The 18,549-nt window shown below is 66.8% G+C and carries 23 protein-coding genes; 3 read left to right on the top strand and 20 right to left on the bottom strand.

Annotated features, from left to right (window positions below; all coding sequences use genetic code 11):
- Positions 1 to 3 precede the first annotated feature (3 nt).
- From hfq to rlmE, 6 genes are all read right to left on the bottom strand, one after another.
- Entirely contained in the window at positions 4 to 279 is a 276-nt protein-coding gene (gene hfq / locus ACZK29_RS07910) for an RNA chaperone Hfq (protein WP_004152891.1), read from the bottom strand.
- 96 nt (positions 280 to 375) lie between these two features.
- Entirely contained in the window at positions 376 to 1,329 is a 954-nt protein-coding gene (miaA, locus tag ACZK29_RS07905; RefSeq protein WP_478446874.1) for a tRNA (adenosine(37)-N6)-dimethylallyltransferase MiaA, read from the bottom strand.
- Positions 1,329 to 2,225, bottom strand: a complete 897-nt coding sequence (gene folP / locus ACZK29_RS07900) for a dihydropteroate synthase (protein ID WP_478446873.1) — start codon at positions 2,223 to 2,225, stop codon at positions 1,329 to 1,331. The genes miaA and folP overlap by 1 nt, the downstream gene beginning before the upstream one ends.
- A 595-nt stretch (positions 2,226 to 2,820) precedes the next feature.
- Positions 2,821 to 3,006 carry a hypothetical protein gene (locus tag ACZK29_RS07895; RefSeq protein WP_043034328.1) on the bottom strand — a complete coding sequence of 62 codons (186 nt, stop codon included), beginning with the start codon at positions 3,004 to 3,006 and terminating at the stop codon, positions 2,821 to 2,823.
- Between the two features lie 101 nt (positions 3,007 to 3,107).
- Entirely contained in the window at positions 3,108 to 5,042 is a 1,935-nt protein-coding gene (gene ftsH / locus ACZK29_RS07890; protein WP_010485966.1) for an ATP-dependent zinc metalloprotease FtsH, read from the bottom strand.
- Between the two features lie 69 nt (positions 5,043 to 5,111).
- Positions 5,112 to 5,744 carry a 23S rRNA (uridine(2552)-2'-O)-methyltransferase RlmE gene (gene rlmE, locus ACZK29_RS07885; protein ID WP_005409014.1) on the bottom strand — a complete coding sequence of 211 codons (633 nt, stop codon included), beginning with the start codon at positions 5,742 to 5,744 and terminating at the stop codon, positions 5,112 to 5,114.
- Between the two features lie 65 nt (positions 5,745 to 5,809).
- On the opposite strand from rlmE, the gene yhbY reads away from it, so the two are divergent.
- Both yhbY and ACZK29_RS07875 read left to right on the top strand, forming a co-directional pair.
- Positions 5,810 to 6,115, top strand: a complete 306-nt coding sequence (yhbY, locus tag ACZK29_RS07880) for a ribosome assembly RNA-binding protein YhbY (protein ID WP_004152868.1) — start codon at positions 5,810 to 5,812, stop codon at positions 6,113 to 6,115.
- A gap of 13 nt (positions 6,116 to 6,128) precedes the next feature.
- Positions 6,129 to 6,503, top strand: a complete 375-nt coding sequence (locus ACZK29_RS07875) for an Mth938-like domain-containing protein (protein ID WP_010485970.1) — start codon at positions 6,129 to 6,131, stop codon at positions 6,501 to 6,503.
- Between the two features lie 27 nt (positions 6,504 to 6,530).
- On the opposite strand, the gene ACZK29_RS07870 is transcribed toward ACZK29_RS07875, so the two are convergent.
- From ACZK29_RS07870 to surE, 5 genes are all read right to left on the bottom strand, one after another.
- The gene (locus ACZK29_RS07870) at positions 6,531 to 7,019 is read right to left on the bottom strand and encodes a YqhG/Tai3 family protein (protein ID WP_478446872.1); all 489 of its coding nucleotides are present in this window, start codon (positions 7,017 to 7,019) and stop codon (positions 6,531 to 6,533) included.
- Positions 7,020 to 7,275: 256 nt separating this feature from the next.
- Complete coding sequence (locus ACZK29_RS07865) at positions 7,276 to 8,058, bottom strand: peptidoglycan DD-metalloendopeptidase family protein (RefSeq protein ID WP_049429574.1); 783 nt, start codon at positions 8,056 to 8,058, stop codon at positions 7,276 to 7,278.
- Positions 8,055 to 8,669, bottom strand: a complete 615-nt coding sequence (locus ACZK29_RS07860) for a YqaA family protein (RefSeq protein ID WP_014646707.1) — start codon at positions 8,667 to 8,669, stop codon at positions 8,055 to 8,057. Before ACZK29_RS07860 ends, ACZK29_RS07865 begins: the two co-directional genes overlap by 4 nt.
- 18 nt (positions 8,670 to 8,687) lie before the next feature.
- Positions 8,688 to 9,365 carry a protein-L-isoaspartate(D-aspartate) O-methyltransferase gene (locus ACZK29_RS07855; RefSeq protein WP_049429575.1) on the bottom strand — a complete coding sequence of 226 codons (678 nt, stop codon included), beginning with the start codon at positions 9,363 to 9,365 and terminating at the stop codon, positions 8,688 to 8,690.
- The gene (gene surE, locus ACZK29_RS07850) at positions 9,362 to 10,141 is read right to left on the bottom strand and encodes a 5'/3'-nucleotidase SurE (RefSeq protein ID WP_111203490.1); all 780 of its coding nucleotides are present in this window, start codon (positions 10,139 to 10,141) and stop codon (positions 9,362 to 9,364) included. Before surE ends, ACZK29_RS07855 begins: the two co-directional genes overlap by 4 nt.
- Before the next feature lie 208 nt (positions 10,142 to 10,349).
- Between surE and ACZK29_RS07845 the strand changes: the two genes are divergently transcribed.
- Entirely contained in the window at positions 10,350 to 10,889 is a 540-nt protein-coding gene (locus ACZK29_RS07845) for a Smr/MutS family protein (RefSeq protein WP_111203489.1), read from the top strand.
- A 215-nt stretch (positions 10,890 to 11,104) separates the two neighbouring features.
- Here the strand turns inward: ACZK29_RS07845 and truD are convergent, their stop codons facing one another.
- The 9 genes from truD to ACZK29_RS07800 form a co-directional block, all read right to left on the bottom strand.
- Positions 11,105 to 12,136: a tRNA pseudouridine(13) synthase TruD gene (gene truD, locus ACZK29_RS07840; protein ID WP_111203488.1), complete on the bottom strand. Its 1,032-nt coding sequence runs from the start codon at positions 12,134 to 12,136 to the stop codon at positions 11,105 to 11,107.
- Positions 12,133 to 12,630 carry a 2-C-methyl-D-erythritol 2,4-cyclodiphosphate synthase gene (gene ispF, locus ACZK29_RS07835; protein ID WP_111203487.1) on the bottom strand — a complete coding sequence of 166 codons (498 nt, stop codon included), beginning with the start codon at positions 12,628 to 12,630 and terminating at the stop codon, positions 12,133 to 12,135. Before ispF ends, truD begins: the two co-directional genes overlap by 4 nt.
- Before the next feature lie 34 nt (positions 12,631 to 12,664).
- On the bottom strand, positions 12,665 to 13,363 hold the full coding sequence (gene ispD, locus ACZK29_RS07830; RefSeq protein WP_459047551.1) for a 2-C-methyl-D-erythritol 4-phosphate cytidylyltransferase: 699 nt from the start codon (positions 13,361 to 13,363) through the stop codon (positions 12,665 to 12,667).
- Positions 13,360 to 13,713 carry a cell division protein FtsB gene (gene ftsB / locus ACZK29_RS07825; protein WP_100443622.1) on the bottom strand — a complete coding sequence of 118 codons (354 nt, stop codon included), beginning with the start codon at positions 13,711 to 13,713 and terminating at the stop codon, positions 13,360 to 13,362. Before ftsB ends, ispD begins: the two co-directional genes overlap by 4 nt.
- A gap of 4 nt (positions 13,714 to 13,717) precedes the next feature.
- A complete protein-coding gene (gene eno / locus ACZK29_RS07820; protein ID WP_111203486.1) occupies positions 13,718 to 15,010 on the bottom strand; it encodes a phosphopyruvate hydratase in 1,293 nt (430 codons plus the stop codon).
- 96 nt (positions 15,011 to 15,106) lie between these two features.
- Positions 15,107 to 15,436 (bottom strand): hypothetical protein, encoded by a 330-nt coding sequence (locus tag ACZK29_RS07815; protein WP_106548955.1) that lies wholly within the window; start codon positions 15,434 to 15,436, stop codon positions 15,107 to 15,109.
- Positions 15,436 to 15,783, bottom strand: coding sequence for a hypothetical protein (locus tag ACZK29_RS07810; protein ID WP_459047550.1), 348 nt, complete (start codon positions 15,781 to 15,783; stop codon positions 15,436 to 15,438). The genes ACZK29_RS07815 and ACZK29_RS07810 overlap by 1 nt, the downstream gene beginning before the upstream one ends.
- On the bottom strand, positions 15,780 to 16,610 hold the full coding sequence (gene kdsA, locus ACZK29_RS07805) for a 3-deoxy-8-phosphooctulonate synthase (RefSeq protein WP_014036736.1): 831 nt from the start codon (positions 16,608 to 16,610) through the stop codon (positions 15,780 to 15,782). The genes ACZK29_RS07810 and kdsA overlap by 4 nt, the downstream gene beginning before the upstream one ends.
- An 89-nt stretch (positions 16,611 to 16,699) precedes the next feature.
- Entirely contained in the window at positions 16,700 to 18,364 is a 1,665-nt protein-coding gene (locus ACZK29_RS07800; protein WP_005408998.1) for a CTP synthase, read from the bottom strand.
- Between the last annotated feature and the right edge of the window lie 185 nt (positions 18,365 to 18,549).

Here is an 18,549-nt window from a genome sequence, read left to right as displayed (position 1 = left end):
GTCTTACTCGTCTGCTTCATCACCCGCCTGACCACCTTCACCGGACTGCACATACCCACCGCCCGGACCAACCTTCACGTTGCGTGCCGGAACGACCGTGGAAATGGCGTGCTTGTAGACCATCTGACTGACCGTGTTGCGCAGCAGGACCACGAACTGGTCGAACGACTCGATCGTGCCCTGCAGCTTGATGCCGTTGACCAGGTACACCGAAACCGGCACGCGTTCGCGCCGCAGTGCGTTCAAGAAAGGATCCTGCAGCGATTGCCCCTTGGACATTGCACACTCCTGATTATTGTTCTTATTGGGTTGCCGACGGCTGCCGCGGCCCCCGAGCCGCCCGCCGACCGATGATGTTACACGGCCGGCGGGGGTTCAGCGTGCGACGAAGGTCGACACCGCGCCGGCCAGACGCTCTCCATCTACATGGGGGTCGAACCAGCGCGCATCAAGCTCGCCGCGCAGCCAGGTCAGCTGGCGCTTGGCCAGCTGGCGGGTGGCGAAGATCGCCTTGTCACGGAAACGGGCGGCATCGCCCTGGCCGTCCAGGTATTCCCAGGCCTGGCGATAGCCGACCGCGCGCACCGCCGGTAGGTCCAGCGGCGCCGTCACGGCGGCCATTTCCGGCATCGCACGCAACGCCCTCACCTCGTCGAGGAAGCCCTGCGCCAGCATGAGATCGAAGCGGGCCTCGATGCGCTGGTGCAGTACCGCACGGTCACGCGGGGCCAGGATCAGCTTCAGGGTGCGCACCGGCAACGGCGCCACGCCTGGCCGGCGCTGCCATTCAGAGATCGGGGTGCCGCTGAGGCGATAGACCTCCAGCGCCCGTTGGATGCGCTGCGGGTCGGTGGCATGGATCCGCGCGGCCGCGGCCGGATCGACCTCGGCCAGCTCCGCATGCAGCGCTGCCCAGCCACGCTCGGCGGCTTCGGCACTGAGCGCTTCGCGCATCACCGGGTCGGCCTCCGGCATCGGCGACAGGCCCTGCAGCAGGGCCCGGAAGTACAGCCCCGTGCCACCTGCCAGGATCGGCGTTTTGCCGCGTGCCACGATGTCGGCCACGACGCGGCCGGCATCGACGGCGAACTCGGCCGCCGAATAGGTCTGCCACGGATCGCGCAGGTCCAGCAGATGGTGCGGCGCCTGCGCCCGCTCGGCCGCATCCGGCTTGGCCGAGCCGATATCCAGATGCCGGTAGACCAGCGCCGAATCGACGCTGACGATCTCGCCATCCAGCTGCTTCGCCAGGGCGATCGCGGTGGCGGTCTTGCCACTGGCGGTCGGCCCCATCACGGCGATCGCCAGTGGCCGCCGGTCAATGCCCATCAGTCTTCGTCCGGCCAGCGGACCGTCGGCGTGGCGTCGGCGCGCGGCGTTGGCACGGCCTCGACCGCCTGCCAGATCTTCAGCGCATCGACAGTGGCGGCCACGTCATGCACGCGCACGATTCGCGCGCCGCGCTGGACCGCGATCAGATGCGCGGCCACCGAGGCAGCCACGCGCTCGGAGGGCGTGTCGCGGCCGGTCAGTTCGCCAAGGCTGCGCTTGCGCGACAGGCCGGCCAGCATCGGCACGCCCAGTTCCAGGAAGCGCTCGGAGCGTGCCAGCAGGGTCATGTTGTGCACGGTGGTCTTGCCGAAACCGAAACCGAGATCGATCAGCAGGTTCTTCTTGGCGATACCGGCCATTTCCGCAGCGAACAGCCGCTGCACCAGGAAACCGTGCACCTCGGCGACCACGTCGTCGTAGTGCGGATCGGCCTGCATATGGCCCGGCTCACCCTGCATGTGCATCAGCACCACCGGCACGCCGGCGTCGGCAGCGGCTTCCAATGCGCCGTCCTGGCGCAGGCCGTAGATGTCGTTGATCATGCCGGCGCCGGCGGCCACCGCCGCGCGCATCACCTCCGGCTTGAAGGTGTCGATGCTGATCGGCACGGCGCTGCGCGCGGCCAACTGCTCGATCACCGGAATCACCCGGCGCAACTCATCCTCGACCGATACCGGCGCGGCGCCCGGGCGGGTCGATTCGCCGCCGATGTCGAGCAGGTCGGCGCCCTCCTCCACCAATTTCAGTCCGTGCGCGACCGCGGCTTCGGTAGTGTCGTGCGCGCCGCCGTCGGAGAACGAATCCGGGGTGACGTTGACGATGCCCATGACCCGGGCACGGTCCAGGCGCAGGATGCGGCCGGCGCAATCGAGCTGGGGCGAGGTATCGAACATGGGCAATCCTGCAGGGACAACGGCGGGTAGTTTAGTTCGGCAGGGCGGCGCCCTGCACCCGCAGAGGCAACGGCCAAAGCCAAAGCCAAAGCAGCGCTGGATTGCTGATGGTCTGGCGGGACGGTGTGGGGCTGCAGGACACGCCGTAAACCCGTCCTTGGGGGCTCGATGGCGCCATCCATGGCGCCAACGGTCCTGCAGCCCCACACCGCCCCGCCTTCGGCAGATTCCCGGTGACGGTTGGATGGGGCCCGGTAGATCCACGCCATGCGTGGATGCTCTTCGTTCAATTCTCGAAATACTCGAATTCGATGGAGACTCATCCACGCATGGCGTGGATCTACCGTGTCGACCAAGGTCGATACCTACCAACAGCAGCAGGACTCTGTCAGAGGTGGGGCGGTGTCGGATGACGGGGTGTCAGCCGCATGGATGCGGCTGCCAAGCCCCCATGGATGGGTTTACGGCGTCCCCGCCATCCGACACCGCCCCGCCAAACCACGGAATACCGCTGTTGCTGTTGCTGTTGCTGTTGCTGTTGCCGTTGCTGTTGCTCTGGCTCGTAGCAGGTGCAGGGCGCAGCCCTGCCGCGCCCTCAACGGCGGCGGCGCTTGCGGTCCACGTACAGGGTCTTGGCGATGCTCAGCACGATGCCCACACCGATACCCACCACGCAGCCCAGCAGCAGGTTGTCGGCCCCCAGGCCCACACCCACGCCTACCACGGTGGCGATGACCATTTCGACGGTGTGGGAAATCGGTTCGGGCTTCGGGGCGGACATGCAGACTCCAGCGTCAGTTCAGTTCAGCAGATGGGCCGGGGGCCCGGAAACGACGAAGCCGGGTTGCCCCGGCCTCGTCTGGTGTCACGTGCAGCGGGCCGTCAGTGCGATTCGGCCGGGCCCGCGATCGGCGGCAGCGGACGGGCGTCGCCGCCCTTGTCGTTGCCACCATCCTTGTTCGACTTGTTCCAACCCGCCGGCGGCGGCGGATCGCGGCCTTCCATGATGGCGTCGATCTGCGGCGCGTCGATGGTCTCGTACTGCAGCAGCAGCTGGGACATGGCGTGCAGCTTGTCCAGGTTGGCCGTCATCAGCTCGGTGGTGCGTGCGTAAGCCTCGTCGAGGATGTTGCGCACTTCCTCATCGATGCGACGCGCGGTGTCGTTGGACACGCTCTTGTGCTGGGTGACCGAACGGCCCAGGAACACCTCGTCGTCCTCTTCACCATAGGCGATCGGGCCGAGCTGGTCGGACAGGCCCCACTTGGTGACCATGTTGCGGGCCATCTTGGTGGCACGTTCGATGTCGTTGGACGCGCCGGTGGTGACCTTGTCGGCACCGAAGATCAGCTCCTCGGCCACGCGGCCGCCGTACAGCGAGCACAGCTGCGACTTGATCGCCACGCGGTTCATCGAGTACTTGTCGCCTTCGGGCAGGTACATGGTCACACCCAGCGCACGGCCGCGCGGGATGATGGTGACCTTGTAGACCGGATCATGCTCGGGCACCAGGCGGCCAACGATGGCGTGGCCGGCTTCGTGGTAGGCGGTGAGGGTCTTCTCCTCCTCGCTCATGGCCATCGAACGGCGCTCGGCACCCATCAGGATCTTGTCGCGGGCACGGTCGAAGTGGTCCATGCGGACTTCCTTCTCGTTGCCACGGGCGGCAAACAGGGCGGCCTCGTTGCAGAGGTTGGCCAGGTCGGCGCCGGAGAAGCCCGGGGTACCACGCGCGATCACCATCGGCTCGACGTCGTCGGCCAGCGGCAGCTTGCGCATGTGCACCTTCAGGATGTGCTCGCGGCCCTTCACGTCCGGCAGGCCGACCACGACCTGACGGTCGAAACGGCCCGGACGCAGCAGCGCCGGGTCCAGCACGTCCGGACGGTTGGTCGCGGCGATCACGATCACGCCTTCGCCACCCTCGAAACCGTCCATTTCGACCAGCAGCTGGTTCAGGGTCTGCTCGCGCTCGTCATGACCGCCGCCCAGGCCGGCACCACGGTGGCGACCGACGGCATCGATTTCGTCGATGAAGATGATGCACGGGGCGTGCTTCTTGGCCTGCTCGAACATGTCGCGCACGCGGCTGGCGCCGACGCCGACGAACATTTCCACGAAGTCCGAACCGGAGATCGAGAAGAACGGCACCTTGGCTTCGCCAGCGATGGCCTTGGCCAGCAGCGTCTTGCCGGTACCCGGCGGACCCACCATCAGCACGCCGCGCGGAATCTTGCCGCCCAGCTTGGTGAACTTGGACGGGTCGCGCAGGAAGTCGACCAGCTCGCCCACTTCTTCCTTGGCCTCGTCGCAGCCGGCGACGTCGGCGAAGGTGACCTTGATCTGGTCTTCGCCCTGCAGCTTGGCGCGCGACTTGCCGAAGGACATCGCGCCCTTGGCACCGCCGCCACCGCCCTGCATCTGCCGCATGATGAACAACCAGAAGCCGATGATCAGGATGACCGGCAGGAAATTCATCAGGATCGCACCGAGGGAAATGCCGCTGGACGGCTCCTCCTGCACGATTTCCACGTTCTTGGTACGCAGCACGTTGATCAGGTCACGATCGAACGGCGCGGTGATGGTGGACGACTGCCCACCGCGGGTGGTGTAGGTCAGCTGGCTGGTGCCGCCGCGCATGTCGCCGCCGAAAGCGACCTTCTGCACGTTGCCGCTGTCCACCTGGTCCAGGAACTGCGAATACGACGCGCCCTGCGCCCCGGCCCCGGAGGACTTGGGCGAGAAGCTCTGGAAGACCACCATCAGCACGACGGCGACGACCACCCATAGCAGGAGGTTCTTGGTCAAGTCGTTCATCCTCATTGGCTCCGGTGTTCCTCTCAGTGCTGGCGTTGCGTTGGGGTCGAACTTGCGTACGTTGCGAGCTTACTTCATGTGGGCGCGTTTTCCCTGACCCAAGGCATACACCTCGGGAGAGCGCTTGCGCGAGGCCTCCGGCTTGCGGATGGAGACCTTGTCGTACCGGCGGCGCATGTCTCGCACGTAGTCGTCAAAGCCTTCACCCTGGAACAGCTTGATCAGGAACGCCCCACCGGTCTTCAGGTGGTTGTCGGCAAAATCCAGGGCCAGCTCCGCCAGGTGCATCATCCGCGGCTGGTCAACCGCGCCCACACCACTCTTATTGGGGGCCATGTCCGACAGCACAAGGTCTACCGGCTGGTCCCCGAGCATGGCTTCAAACTGTGATAGGACGGCTTCTTCCCTGAAGTCACCATGAAGGAACTCCACGCCGGCCAGCGGCGGCATGTCCAGGATGTCCAAGGCGAGCACGCGACCGGTGTCGCCAATCTGTCTCCGCACCTGCTGAGACCAGCCACCCGGCGCCGCGCCGAGGTCGACCACCACCATGTGCGGCTTCAGCAACCGGTCACGTTCGAGCAGCTCTTCGAGCTTGTAGGCGGCGCGCGAGCGCATGCCTTCGGCCTGCGCCTTCTTCACGAAGGGGTCGGAGAAGTGTTCCTTGAGCCAGCGCTGGCTGCTTTTGCTGCGGGTAGCCATTGAAAATAGGGGCAGATGGGGTCCTCATGATACCCTGATCGCCCCATTCAACCGTGTTTTCCTGCATGTCCATCGCCCTGACCGCCTCCCAGACCCGTTTCCTGCGCGGCCAAGCCCACGACCTGAAGGCCCTGCTGCAGACCGGCGGCAAGGGTGTGACCCCGGCCTTCATCGCTGAGCTGAACGAAGTGCTGGAGCGCCACGAGCTGGTCAAGGTGAAAGTCGCTGCCGAAGACCGCGATGCACGTGACGTGATGATCGGCGAGATCGTCGAAGCCACCGAAAGCGCGCTGGTGCAGCGCATCGGCCACGTCGCCGTGCTGTACCGCCCGAGCAAGGAACAGCGCCAGATCGTGCTGCCGCGCGGCTGATCGCCCGACTGCCATGCAGCTGAACCACGAACCGCCGGATTACGCCTACAGCCTGCGCGCCGCCGACGGCCGCTCGGCCCGGGTCAACGAGCTGGTGCTGGGCAGCAGCTTCTTCCTGACCCCGGACCAGCTGGTCGAGCGCTGGCCGGTGAAGCAGGCCACCGAACTGCAGCTGGCCGACCTGGAGCCGATCCTGGCGCTGAATCCGGCACTGATCGTGCTTGGCACCGGTGACCGCCAGGTGTTCCCGCCGGCGGTGGTGATGGCCGCCTGCCTGTCGCGCGGGATCGGCCTGGAAGTGATGAACAATCCGGCCGCCGCGCGCACCTTCAACATCCTTGCAGGCGAAGGCCGCAAGGTTGCCGCCGCCTTCATTCTCGAAGGCTGACGTGGTGCCGCCGGGCATGGCCCGGCGCTACCCGTGCGTAGCGGTACAACGGAAGGCCGAGAAGTCCTTCAGCCGTCCGATCAGGTTGCCGCCCTGGCTCCAGCGGATATCCATGAGCTTCCAGTCCTGGCCCTGCCTCTGCAGCAGGACCCGGTCGGTCCAGCGATGGTCGCCTATTGCCATTTCGACAGGCACCCAACCGGCATCGCCGCTGGTCGCGGGCAGCCCCACCTTTACCGTTTCCGGCCGATCCGGCGCCATCAGATACGGGCTCTGGTCCAGCATGTGCGGCTTTTCGTCGGGCACCGCCAGTGCGGTGCAGGCCTGTTCATATGCACGCTGCGCATCGATGGCTGAGCGGAGGGCATCGCCGAGCAGCGGCGCAATCGCGGCCTGGTCTGGCCCACTGGCCTGCAAAGCGGCGTAGAAGCGGGAGACGGCCTCGTGCGGATCGCTGGCCGCGGTGGCCAGCGGCGGGATGGCAAGCAACGCCAGAACGGGAAGGCGGCGGATCATGCGGCACCACAGGCGATGGGGTCTGCGGCAGGATGCCGCGTTCGCGGTTGACCGGGAAGATGGAGACGCGGCAATCAGGGTCGTAAACGGCCATTACCGTTCAGCCTGGGCGCACGCCGGGCATGCCCCGGCCCTACCCTGGATCACCCGTGGCCTGCGCCCGAGCCCACGCCCGGGCGGCGCCGCATCGCAGCGAAGCGAAGCGCAGCCGAGCATGGCTCGGCTCTACATGTGGCGCTGCCCGTCTCTGCCTGCGTCAGCGCGCCGGCAGATACTGCTGCGGGTCGACCGGCTTGCCGTTGTATCGAATCTCGAAGTGGACCATGTCGCGGTTCGCACCGGTACGGCCCATTTCGGCAATCTGCTCACCGGCCTTCACGCTCTGGCCTTCGTTCACCAGCCGCTTGCGGTTGTGGCCATAGGCCGACAGCCACTGGTCACTGTGCTTGATGATGATCAGTTCACCGTAGCCGACCAGGCCGGCACCGGAGTACACCACCACGCCATTGGCGGTGGCCTTCACCGCCTGGCCGCTGGTGCCGGCGATATCCACGCCCTGCTTGGTCGCATCACCGGCCACGTAGCGGCCAACGATGGCGCCGTCAGCCGGCCAGCGCCAGGCGATGTTGCTCTTCACCGGGCCGACCGGCGCCGGGGCTGGCGTGGTGCTGCCCGTGCTGCCACCGCCGGAACGCGGCGGGGTCACCACCGTGGTCGGCGCGCGGCCACCGCTGGCACCGGCCGGATACAGGCGGATCACCTGGCCCGGATGAATGGTCGACGGGTTGTCCAGGCTGTTCCAGGCGATCAGGTCGGCCGGAGTGATGTCATGGATGCGGGCCAGCGCATAGATGGTGTCACCCTTGCGCACCACCACGGTCTGCCCGGGCTTGGGCACCGAGGTCTTCGGCGTGGTCACGCCACCAGTGCTGCCGCCGCCCGGGCGGACCACGGTGGCGGTGCCGCAGGCGGCCAGGGTGGAAACCAGCAACGCCAGCGCGCCGATGCGCACTCCCTTGCTCAGACGATCAGGATTCATGCGAACTTCGACCTCCATACAAGCCAGGCGATCAGCACCACCACCAACGCGGTGGCGATCCAGCCCAGCGGTTCAATCCAGCGACGCAGTGCCGCTTCAGCACGCGCACCACCGATACGGATGACCGCAGCCAGCACGAACACGCGCTTGCCACGACCGATCAGCATGCTCAACAGGTACTGCGGCATCGGTACACCGACGATACCCGATGCCCACGTGAAGACCTTCATCGGGATGGGCATGAAGCCGCCCAGCACCAGGAAGGTGAACACCGCCCAGGGCGACTCGGCCATCTTCGCCTGCACGGTGGTGATGCCCTGCTCGATGGCCGGCAGCATGCCCAGCACTTCGAACAGCGGCTTGATCGCCTCGAAGGCGTAATGACCCAGTGCATAGCCAACCAGCGCGCCGACCATCGAGCCGGCCAGGCTGAGGGTGGCGAACCACCAGCCGCGCTTGGGCTGGGCCACGCACATCGGCGCCAGCATCACTTCCGGCATCACCGGGAAGATGATCGCCTCGAAGAAGCTCAACACCGTCAGGTAGGTCGGCGCGCGTTCGTGCGCCGCCCACTTCATCGCCCGCTCGTACAGCGGCCCGAAAATCTTCATGCAACCCTGCTCCGTGGATTAGTCGAGCATGCCGGACAGCAGCGGCACGAAGGTGACCGGCGCCAGCACGCGTTGTTCGATGCTGCCGTCAGCCTTGCGGTCCAGCTGCACCAGCGACTGCCCGCCCGGCCCACCGACCGGCGCCACCAGGCGGCCGCCCTCGGCCAGCTGCCCGACCAGTTCATCGACCAGTGCGGGCGCTGCGGCGGTGACCACGATGGCATCGAACGGGCCATGCTCGGCCCAGCCGGCGCGGCCGTCGTCATGCTTGGTGCGGATGTTCATGCCCAGCGCACGGAAGCGCTTGCGCGCCTGTCGCAGCAGGTCGCCGATGCGCTCGACGGTGTAGATTTCCAGGCCCAGCGCGCCGAGCACGGCGGCCTGGTAGCCGGAACCGGTACCGACTTCCAGCACTTTCTTCGGCGAGACCTGCAGCACGGCTTCGGTCATGCGCGCCACCACCCACGGCTGTGAGATGGTCTGGCCGTGGCCGATCGGCAGGGCTGTGTCTTCGTAGGCGCGTGACGCAAGCGCTTCGTCGATGAACAGATGACGTGGCACCACCCGGATCGCATTCAAGGTCGACTCGTCGACGATGCCGGCCTCGCGCAGGCGATCGACCAGGCGGTCACGCACGCGCTGCGAGGTCATGCCGATACCAACGGCTTCCGGTTGCAGGCGAAGGCGTGGGCTCATGCCGGCTGGCCCAGCGCGGCGCTGAGGCCGCCGACCCAGCTGGCCACCTTCTCCAGGGCCTGGTAGCGGGTCAGGTCGACCTGGATCGGGGTGATCGAGATGTGGCCGGTGCGTACCGCGTGGAAATCGGTACCGGGGCCGGAGTCCTGCTCACGACCAGCCGGGCCGATCCAGTAGACCTCGTTGCCGCGCGGGTCCTTCTGCGCGATGCAGCCTTCGGCGCGGTGGCGATTGCCCAGGCGCGTGACCTCGAAGCCCTTGACCTCGTTCCACGGCAGGTCCGGCACGTTGACGTTGAGGATGGTGTCGGCGGGCAGCGGATCAGCCTTGAGCCGGGCAACGATCTCGACCGCGGCGCGCGCTGCGGTCTCGAAATGCTTGGGGTCGTGATTGCGGCTGACCAGTGAAACAGCAACCGCCGGCAGGCCGAGGAAACGACCTTCCATCGCCGCCGAGACGGTGCCGGAATAGATCACGTCATCGCCAAGGTTGGCAGCATTGTTGATGCCGGACACGACAATGTCGGGCTCGAATTCAAGCAGGCCGGTCAGCGCCAGGTGCACGCAGTCGGTGGGCGTGCCTGCCACCGAGACGGTGTAATGGTCGATGCGCTTGAGGCGGATCGGCAGGTCCAGGGTCAGCGAGTTGCTGGCGCCGGAGCGATCGCGGTCGGGTGCGACCACCGTGACTTCGTGTCCAGCCTCGCGCAGCACCGAGGCCAGCATCCGGATGCCTGCGGCGTCGACACCGTCGTCGTTACTCACCAGGATTCGCATCTTCGATTTAACCGCTTGATTTTCCAAGAATTCGATTCCGTCACCGTGCAGTGTGGGCGGGACCGTCGTGCTCCCTGCGGAAGCCGTCGACCCTGCAAGGGCATCATCTATTGTGCCGCATGCGAGCCGCCGGTCCTACCCTGCCGGCGGTCACGGCCGACATCGAACCGTCATAGGCAGACCTGCGCCGGCGGTTTACCCTGTGCACATGTCGCACCCTGAAGACGAAGATCCGGCCGCATTGTTCCGTGCGGCCATCGGCGAAGTGACGCCGCTGCGCAAGGATGCCGAGCCGGCCCCCGCCGCGCCCCGGCCGAAGCCGCGCGCGCGCATGGCCGAACGCGACGAGGCCGAAGCGGCCGGCGAGTTCGCTCGGCTGCTGCGCGACAGCTCCCCGCTGGAAGCCGGCGACGTGGCCAGCTATCGCCGCGACAACCTGCCGCCGCGCCTGTTTCAGCGCCTGAAGCGTGGCCAGTATTCGGTGCAGGACGAACTGGACCTGCATGGTGCCACTGCCGCGCAGGCAGAGACGCTGCTGCGCCAGTTCCTGCTGGAGGCGCATGCACATGAGTACGGCTGCGTGCGCATCATCCATGGCAAGGGATTGCAGTCCGATGGTGGCGCGCCGGTGCTGAAGAACCTGGTCGATCGCCTGCTGCGGCTGCGCAACGACGTGCTGGCCTTCCATTCGGCGCCGACCGGACAAGGCGGCACCGGCGCGGTGCTGGTGCTGCTGGCGCGACGATGAAAAAAGGGGACGCCATGCATCCAGGTAGAGTCGACTGTCAGTCGACTGCTCTTCCAGCGGCACGCGAATACCCCGCGCTGCGCGCGAAAGTCGACTAATAGTCGACTCTACCGCGCGCTCTGCTCAGACCGGACCGAGCTCGTGCAGCACAGCGGTGTAGAGTCGACTGTCAGTCGACTGCTCTTCCAGCGGCGCGCGAAAACCGCGCACCCCGGTCAGGCCTGCGAAGCGTCTTCGACGGGGCCGAGCTCGTGCAGCACGGCCGTCGCGTAGCAGCCGGGCGGCAATGCGAACGACAGCTCCAGCACGTCATCGGCCAGCCACTGGTGCTGCAGCAACGCCGGGCGCAGGCGCAGCGCGCGGCGCTCCTGCTTCAGGCGCGCGTCTTCCAGGCCGGCCCGCAGGGCCTTCGATTCCTCGTCGTCCAGCGCGGCCAGCTCCAGCTCGCGTGCCGCTTCGGTGCTGCGCAGCTCGCCTTCGCCCCACAGCGGCGCGCTGGGATGGATGTCGAAACGCGTCAGGCGCTCGGCCAGCACGTCGGTGTACGGCTCGGGTCCGAACACGCTGCGGCTGCCATCGAGCATCCACACTTCACCGTCCAGCGGCTGATCCCAGCTGCCCTGCTCCACGCGTGCGGCCAGCACGCGGTTGAACAGCGCCGAGCGCGCGGCCGAGAGCAGCAGCGAACGCTGATCCTTGCGCATGCGGCGGCCACCGAACATCGCCAGTGCCGCCGGCACGTTGCCGCCGTCGCGGCCAAAGCGCTGTTCGCCGAACCAGTTCGGCAGGCCGCGTCCGGCAATCTGCTGCAGGCGTTCGCTGATCGCTGCGGCATCGCCCTGCACTTCACGCAGCACCAGCTTGAAGCGATTGCCAGCCAGTGCGCCACGCTGCAGTTTGCGGTTGTGCCAGGTGGACTCGATCACTTCGATCTCGTGACCGGCCAACTCGGCCAGGTCCGGCGCGACGCGCTTGGGCAGGTGCACGCTGAAACGCTGGGTAGTGACCGCGTGGCGATCCTTCATGCCCGCGTAGCTCACCGCCATTTCCGGCAGGCCGGCCCACTTGGCCAGCAGCTTGGCCACATGCACGGTGTTGGCACCGCGCTTGCGGATGTGCAGCAACAGGTGCTCGCCTTCGCCGGTGGCCTCGAAGGCGGGCAGCTCGTCGACCTGGAAATCTTCCGGCGTGGTGCGAATGCGCGCCGTCAACAACGGCGCACCGAACGCGAGCGGCAGCGGGATCATGCCGCCACCAGCAACACGACCGCCTGTGCGGCAATGCCTTCACCGCGCCCGGTGAAACCCAGCTTCTCCGACGTGGTTGCCTTCACGCTGACCGTATCCAGCGGTAACTGCAGCAGCTCGCCGATGCGCTCACGCATGGCCAGGGCATGCGGGCCGACCTTGGGCCGCTCGCAGATCACGGTGATGTCGGTGTTGCCGACACGCCAGCCGCGCTCGCGCAGCAGGCTGTCGCAATGGCGCACGAAATCGCTGCTGTCGGCGCCCTTCCAGCGGTCGTCACTGGGCGGGAAATGCTGGCCGATGTCACCCAGCGCCAGCGCACCGAGCATCGCATCGCACAAGGCGTGCAGGATCACGTCGCCGTCGCTGTGCGCAAGCACGCCACAGCTGTGTGGAACGTTCACGCCGCCAAGCATGATGTGATCGCCTTCGCCGAAGGCATGGACGTCATAGCCCTGGCCGATGCGGACGGGCGGGAACGGTGCGGTGCTCATGGATGCAACCCTTGCAGCAGGGCCGCGCGGGCAATCAGCTGGCGCGGCGGGAAAGTACGAATTCGAACCGGTCCAGATCGGCCGGGGTGGTGACCTTGAAGTTGTCCTCGCTGCCTTCCACCAGCAGCGGGCGCTGGCCCTGGCGCTCCATGGCCATCGCCTCGTCGGTGACTTCGACACCGGCCGCCGCGGCTTCGGACAACGCGCGGCTGAGTTGATGGCGACGGAACAACTGCGGGGTCAGTGCGCGCCACAGGCGTTCGCGCGGCTCGGTGCCATCGATGCCACCGTCGTCACCCGCACGCTTGAGCGTGTCGCGCACCGGGGCAGCCAGGATCGCGCCGACCGGGTCGGCACGGCCGACCTCAAGCAGGCGGCCGAGATCGGCCGGCGACAGGTTCGGCCGCGCGGCATCGTGGACCAGTACGAACTCATCAGCGCGCACCGTCTCCGGCAACGCCTGCAGGCCAGCCAGCACCGAAGCGGCACGGGTCGCGCCACCGATGCAGGTCAGCACCGGCTTGCCCACCCATTCGTTCCAGCCGGGCCAGTCGGCGTCGTCCTGGCCGATCACCACCATCGCCCCGGCCACGGCCGGGTGCGCCAGCAGGGCGTCCAGGGTATGGGCAAGCAGGATCTGCCCACCTGCCTGCAGGTACTGCTTGGGCAACGGCGCGCCGAAGCGGGTGCCACGGCCGGCAGCCGGAACCACGACCCAGATCGCCGCACTCATGGCACGTCCGCCGGGTGTTCGCCGACCTGCGCACTGACACCTGCCGCAGGTTGCGGCGGTTGGACCGGCGCATCCTCGACCACGCGGTAGAACTTTTCGCCAGGCTTGATCATGCCCAGCTCGCTGCGCGCGCGTTCCTCGATGGCGGACTGGCCTTCCTTGAGGTCCTTCACTTCCGCAGCCAGCGCATCATTGCGCTGCTGCAGGCCCTCATTGTCCCGCTCCTGGTTGGCGACCTGGGCTTCGAGCATCATCACTTCACCCGAATTGCCCGGACCGAACCAGAAACGGTACTGCAGCCAGCCCAGCAGCAGGGCCAGCACCAGCAGCATCCAGCGCCAGTCGCGCATCGGCTCAGCGCTTCAGCGAAACGAACGCGTCACGACCGGCGTAACGCGCGCCGGCACCGAGGGCTTCCTCGATGCGCAGCAGCTGGTTGTACTTGGCCACGCGATCGCTGCGGCACAGCGAGCCGGTCTTGATCTGGGTGGCGGTGGTGGCCACGGCGATGTCGGCGATGGTGGTGTCTTCGGTTTCGCCCGAACGGTGCGAGACCACGGCGGCATAGCCGGCGCGATCGGCCATGGCGATCGCTTCCAGGGTTTCGCTCAGGGTGCCGATCTGGTTGACCTTGATCAGGATCGCGTTGGCGGTGCCCGAGTCGATGCCTTCCTGGAAGATCTTCGGGTTGGTCACGAACAGGTCGTCACCCACCAGCTGCACCTTCTTGCCGATGCGGTCGGTCAGCAGCTTCCAGCCGGCCCAGTCGTTCTCGGCCAGGCCGTCTTCGATCGTGATGATCGGGTACTGCGCGGCCCAGTCGGCGAGGAAGTCGACGAACTGCTCGGAGGTCAGGCGCTTGTTCTCGCCGACCAGGTTGTACTTGCCGTTCTCGAAGAACTCGCTGGACGCCACGTCCAGGCCCAGCAGCACGTCTTCACCGGCGGTGTAGCCGGCCTTGCCGATCGCTTCGAGGATGGTATCCAGCGCTTCGACGTTGCTGCGGAAGTCCGGTGCGAAGCCGCCCTCGTCGCCCACGGCGGTGCTCAGGCCGTGGCCCTTCAGCACCGACTTCAGCGAATGGAAGATCTCGGTACCGGCGCGCAGCGCTTCGGAGAACGAGGTGAAGCCGACCGGCAGCACCATGAATTCCTGGAAGTCGACGTTGTTGTCGGCATGTGCGCCGCCGTTGATGATGTTCATCATCGGCACCGGCAGCGACGGGGTCACGCCGGTCTTGGCGGCCAGGTACTGCCACAGTGCCTGCTTGCTCGATGCGGCGGCGGCATGCGCGGCGGCCATCGAAACACCCAGCAACGCGTTGGCGCCCAGGCGGCCCTTGTTCTCGGTGCCGTCGAGGTCGATCAGGCGACGGTCGAGGCCGTTCTGGTCGGTGGCCTCGAAGCCCTTCAGCGCATTGGCAATGGTGGTGTTGACGTTGTCGACGGCCTTGCGCACGCCCTTGCCCAGGTAACGGGTCTTGTCGCCATCACGCAGCTCGACCGCTTCCTTGGTGCCGGTCGAGGCGCCGGAGGGAACCGCGGCGCGACCGAACGAACCGTCCTCCAGGATGACTTCGGCTTCCAGCGTGGGGTTGCCACGGCTGTCGAGGATTTCACGGGCGTGGATGCTGCGGATCGTACTCATGGTCGGGCCGGTTACCTGTATGGAGAGGGGGCGACAAAACGAATGCCGCGTGATTATCCCCGGCTGCCCGCCACTTGCCAAATGGCGCAGGCGGCTTCAGCCCCAGCTGGACCCGATCACGATCAGGACCATCGACACCAGCATCACCAGCAATGCACCGGCAATCGCCGCCAGGATGGGGCCACGCTGCCGACGCCAGGCCAGCACCATCGCCACCGGGCAGCCCAGGAAGGACAGCACCATCGTGACCAACGCGCCCAGCATCCACCATTGCGTGGCCTGCACGCCGTTGTTTCCGTCTCCCGGCGGCCGGAAGCCGGACGTGAAGGCCAGCACGCCCACCACCAGGGCCATCCAGGTCAACACGGCCAGGCCCAGAGCGATCAGACCCCAGGGCCAGCCGCGCGCCGACGTGGTCGTATTCATCAAAGCACTCCGTAGAACAGGGCACCGAACCACAGCGAAAGCAGGATGATCGCCAGGCCAGCCATCACCTTGCCGCGATTCAGGCGCCAGGCCAGCACGGCGGCAGCGACGCAGCCCACGGCGCCGAGCAGCTCCGCCACCAGCAGCGCGATGAAGTACGCGCGCAGATTGAGCGCGCTGCCACCATCACCCGGTGGCCGCACGGACGCTGCGCCGATCAACACCAGCCCGAACATGCCCAGGGTGAACAGCACGGCCAGGCCCAGTGCAATCAGGCCCCAGGGCCACTGCTTCCAGTGCCGGCGATGACGCTGGGCTTCCAGCGCCACCCACGGGTCACGACTCACGCGAAGCGCGAGAAGCCGTGCTTCTTGGTCACCGCGTCGAGTTCCATCAGGGTCTCGAGCAGGGCTTCCATCTGGTCCAGCGGCCACGCATTGGGGCCATCGGACAGCGCCTTGGACGGGTCCGGATGGGTCTCGGCGAACAGGCCGGAGATGCCCACCGCCACGGCGGCACGGGCCAGCACCGGCACGTGCTCGCGCTGGCCACCGGAACTGGTGCCCTGCCCGCCCGGCAGCTGCACCGAATGGGTGGCGTCGAACACCACCGGGCAACCGGTATCGCGCATCACCGCCAGCGAACGCATGTCGCTGACCAGGTTGTTGTAGCCGAAGCTGGCACCGCGCTCGCAGACCATGATCTGCTCATTGCCGGTGGCCTTGGCCTTCTCCACGACCGGCTTCATGTCCCACGGCGCCAGGAACTGGCCCTTCTTGATGTTGACCGGCTTGCCGGCCGAGCACACCTTGCGGATGAAGTCGGTCTGGCGGACCAGGAACGCGGGGGTCTGCAGCACATCCACCACCGAGGCCACTTCATCCATCGGGGTGTACTCGTGGACGTCGGTCAGCACCGGCACGCCGATCTGCTTCTTGACCTCGGCCAGGACCTTCAGGCCCTCCTCCATGCCCGGGCCGCGGAAGGCAGTACCCGAAGTGCGGTTGGCCTTGTCGAAGCTGGACTTGAAGATGAAGTTGACACCGAGCTTGTCGGTGACCTCCTTCAGCTTGCCGGCGGTATCGAGCTGCAGCTGCATCGACTCGATCACGCAGGGGCCGGCGATCAGGAACAGGGGCTGGTCCAGCCCGACCTCGAATCCACACAGTTTCATGGCGTTTCCTTGTTGTCCGCAGCACCGGACGGGCCGGTGCGCTGGGGGTTGATGCATGCAGGATGGGGGCCGAAGCCCCCATTCACAAGTCAGGCGCGCGCTTCGGAAAGCAGCTTGCCGCCGGCCTTGCGCTCGCGCGCGGCACGGATGAAACCGATGAACAGCGGGTGGCCGTCACGCGGCGTGGACAGGAATTCCGGGTGCGCCTGGCAGGCCAGGAACCACGGGTGCGCATCGCGCGGCAGTTCGACCACTTCCACCAGGGTGTCGTCCATCGACTTGCCGGCGATCACCAGGCCGGCATCTTCCAGCTGGGTGCGGTAGCGGTTGTTGAACTCGTAGCGGTGGCGATGGCGTTCGGCGACCACGTCCTTGCCGTACAGCTCGCGGGCCAGCGTGCCCGGCTTCAGGCGCTGCTCCTGCAGGCCCAGGCGCATGGTGCCGCCGAGGTCGCTCTTGTCGTCGCGCTTTTCCACATCACCGGTGGCGGTGCGCCATTCGGTGATCAGGCCGATCACCGGGTTCGGCGACTGGCGGTCGTTCTCGGTGCTGTTGGCGCCTTCCAGGCCGACCACGTTGCGCGCGTAGTCGACCACGGCCGCCTGCATGCCGTAGCAGATGCCGAAGTACGGCACCTGCTGCTCGCGGGCGAACTTCGAGGTCAGCACCTTGCCTTCGAAACCACGATCGCCGAAGCCACCGGGCACCAGAATGCCGTCGACATCGGCCAGTGCGGCCATGTCGGTGCCTTCCAGATCCTGCGCTTCCAGCCACTTCAGGTTGACCTTGGTGCGCTGGCGCAGGCCGCCGTGCTTCAGTGCTTCGCCGACCGACTTGTAGGCGTCCTGGTGGTCGACGTACTTGCCGACCACGGCGATGGTCACTTCATCCAGCGGATGCAGGGTCGCGTCGACCGCGTCCTCCCACATCGACAGGTCGACCGGACCCGCCTTGTCGGCCAGCTTCAGCTGGTTGACCACGATTTCGTCCAGGCCCTGTGCATGCAGGCCCGACGGGATGCGGTACAGCACGTCCACGTCCGGCACGCTGATCACCGCGCGCTCGGAGACGTTGGTGAACTGCGCGATCTTGCGGCGCTCCGAATCCGGCACGGCCTGTTCCGAACGGCACAGCAGCACGTCCGGCTGGATGCCGATCGAGCGCAGTTCCTTCACCGAGTGCTGGGTCGGCTTGGTTTTCAGTTCACCGGCGGCGCCGATGTACGGCACCAGGGTGAGGTGCATGAACAGCGCCTTCTCCGGGCCGCGCTCGGTGCGCACCTGGCGGATCGCCTCCAGGAACGGCAGCGATTCGATGTCACCGACGGTACCGCCGATTTCGACCAGCGCCACGTCGTAGCCTTCGGTGGCTTCATCGATGCAGCGGCGGATCTCGTCGGTGATGTGCGGAATGACCTGCACGGTCGCGCCCAGGTAATCACCGCGACGCTCCTTGCGGATCACGTTCTCGTAGATGCGGCCGGTGGTGACCGAGTTCTTGCGGCTCAGGCGGGTGCGCACGAAGCGCTCGTAGTGGCCCAGGTCGAGGTCGGTCTCAGCGCCGTCGTCGGTGACGTAGACCTCACCGTGCTGGAACGGGCTCATGGTGCCCGGGTCGACGTTGATGTACGGGTCGAGCTTCATCATCGTGACCTTCAGGCCACGGGCTTCGAGAATGGCGGCCAGTGACGCAGCGGCAATGCCTTTGCCGAGCGAGGACACCACGCCGCCGGTTACGAAAATCAAGGGAGTCATGGCTGCAAGCATCCTGTCTGGAAATGGAAAACGGCAGCACCACGCGCACCCGTAGGGCGGGCATGGTGCTTGAAGGGGGTTTTCCGGTTCGCTGGGGCAGCGAGGGAGGTGCTGGGCCGTGCGGCGGCAGGCGCCGGACGGGGACCACCCTGCGAGGTCGGGGCGACCGTGCCGGTCATATCGAC

The sequence above is a fragment of the Stenotrophomonas sp. 89682_Sma genome, assembly GCF_056481405.1.
The sequence above is the reverse complement of the archived record's forward strand: the minus strand, read 5'-3'. Positions and strand labels throughout refer to the sequence as shown.

What these genes read in the sequence shown, in the direction of transcription:
- hfq (WP_004152891.1), bottom strand. Translation starts at nt 279, where the DNA reads ATGTCCAAGGGGCAATCGCTGCAGGATCCTTTCTTGAACGCACTGCGG.
- miaA (WP_478446874.1), bottom strand. Translation starts at nt 1,329, where the DNA reads ATGGGCATTGACCGGCGGCCACTGGCGATCGCCGTGATGGGGCCGACC.
- folP (WP_478446873.1), bottom strand. Translation starts at nt 2,225, where the DNA reads ATGTTCGATACCTCGCCCCAGCTCGATTGCGCCGGCCGCATCCTGCGC.
- ACZK29_RS07895 (WP_043034328.1), bottom strand. Translation starts at nt 3,006, where the DNA reads ATGTCCGCCCCGAAGCCCGAACCGATTTCCCACACCGTCGAAATGGTC.
- ftsH (WP_010485966.1), bottom strand. Translation starts at nt 5,042, where the DNA reads ATGAACGACTTGACCAAGAACCTCCTGCTATGGGTGGTCGTCGCCGTC.
- rlmE (WP_005409014.1), bottom strand. Translation starts at nt 5,744, where the DNA reads ATGGCTACCCGCAGCAAAAGCAGCCAGCGCTGGCTCAAGGAACACTTC.
- yhbY (WP_004152868.1), top strand. Translation starts at nt 5,810, where the DNA reads ATGTCCATCGCCCTGACCGCCTCCCAGACCCGTTTCCTGCGCGGCCAA.
- ACZK29_RS07875 (WP_010485970.1), top strand. Translation starts at nt 6,129, where the DNA reads ATGCAGCTGAACCACGAACCGCCGGATTACGCCTACAGCCTGCGCGCC.
- ACZK29_RS07870 (WP_478446872.1), bottom strand. Translation starts at nt 7,019, where the DNA reads ATGATCCGCCGCCTTCCCGTTCTGGCGTTGCTTGCCATCCCGCCGCTG.
- ACZK29_RS07865 (WP_049429574.1), bottom strand. Translation starts at nt 8,058, where the DNA reads ATGAATCCTGATCGTCTGAGCAAGGGAGTGCGCATCGGCGCGCTGGCG.
- ACZK29_RS07860 (WP_014646707.1), bottom strand. Translation starts at nt 8,669, where the DNA reads ATGAAGATTTTCGGGCCGCTGTACGAGCGGGCGATGAAGTGGGCGGCG.
- ACZK29_RS07855 (WP_049429575.1), bottom strand. Translation starts at nt 9,365, where the DNA reads ATGAGCCCACGCCTTCGCCTGCAACCGGAAGCCGTTGGTATCGGCATG.
- surE (WP_111203490.1), bottom strand. Translation starts at nt 10,141, where the DNA reads ATGCGAATCCTGGTGAGTAACGACGACGGTGTCGACGCCGCAGGCATC.
- ACZK29_RS07845 (WP_111203489.1), top strand. Translation starts at nt 10,350, where the DNA reads ATGTCGCACCCTGAAGACGAAGATCCGGCCGCATTGTTCCGTGCGGCC.
- truD (WP_111203488.1), bottom strand. Translation starts at nt 12,136, where the DNA reads ATGATCCCGCTGCCGCTCGCGTTCGGTGCGCCGTTGTTGACGGCGCGC.
- ispF (WP_111203487.1), bottom strand. Translation starts at nt 12,630, where the DNA reads ATGAGCACCGCACCGTTCCCGCCCGTCCGCATCGGCCAGGGCTATGAC.
- ispD (WP_459047551.1), bottom strand. Translation starts at nt 13,363, where the DNA reads ATGAGTGCGGCGATCTGGGTCGTGGTTCCGGCTGCCGGCCGTGGCACC.
- ftsB (WP_100443622.1), bottom strand. Translation starts at nt 13,713, where the DNA reads ATGCGCGACTGGCGCTGGATGCTGCTGGTGCTGGCCCTGCTGCTGGGC.
- eno (WP_111203486.1), bottom strand. Translation starts at nt 15,010, where the DNA reads ATGAGTACGATCCGCAGCATCCACGCCCGTGAAATCCTCGACAGCCGT.
- ACZK29_RS07815 (WP_106548955.1), bottom strand. Translation starts at nt 15,436, where the DNA reads ATGAATACGACCACGTCGGCGCGCGGCTGGCCCTGGGGTCTGATCGCT.
- kdsA (WP_014036736.1), bottom strand. Translation starts at nt 16,610, where the DNA reads ATGAAACTGTGTGGATTCGAGGTCGGGCTGGACCAGCCCCTGTTCCTG.
- ACZK29_RS07800 (WP_005408998.1), bottom strand. Translation starts at nt 18,364, where the DNA reads ATGACTCCCTTGATTTTCGTAACCGGCGGCGTGGTGTCCTCGCTCGGC.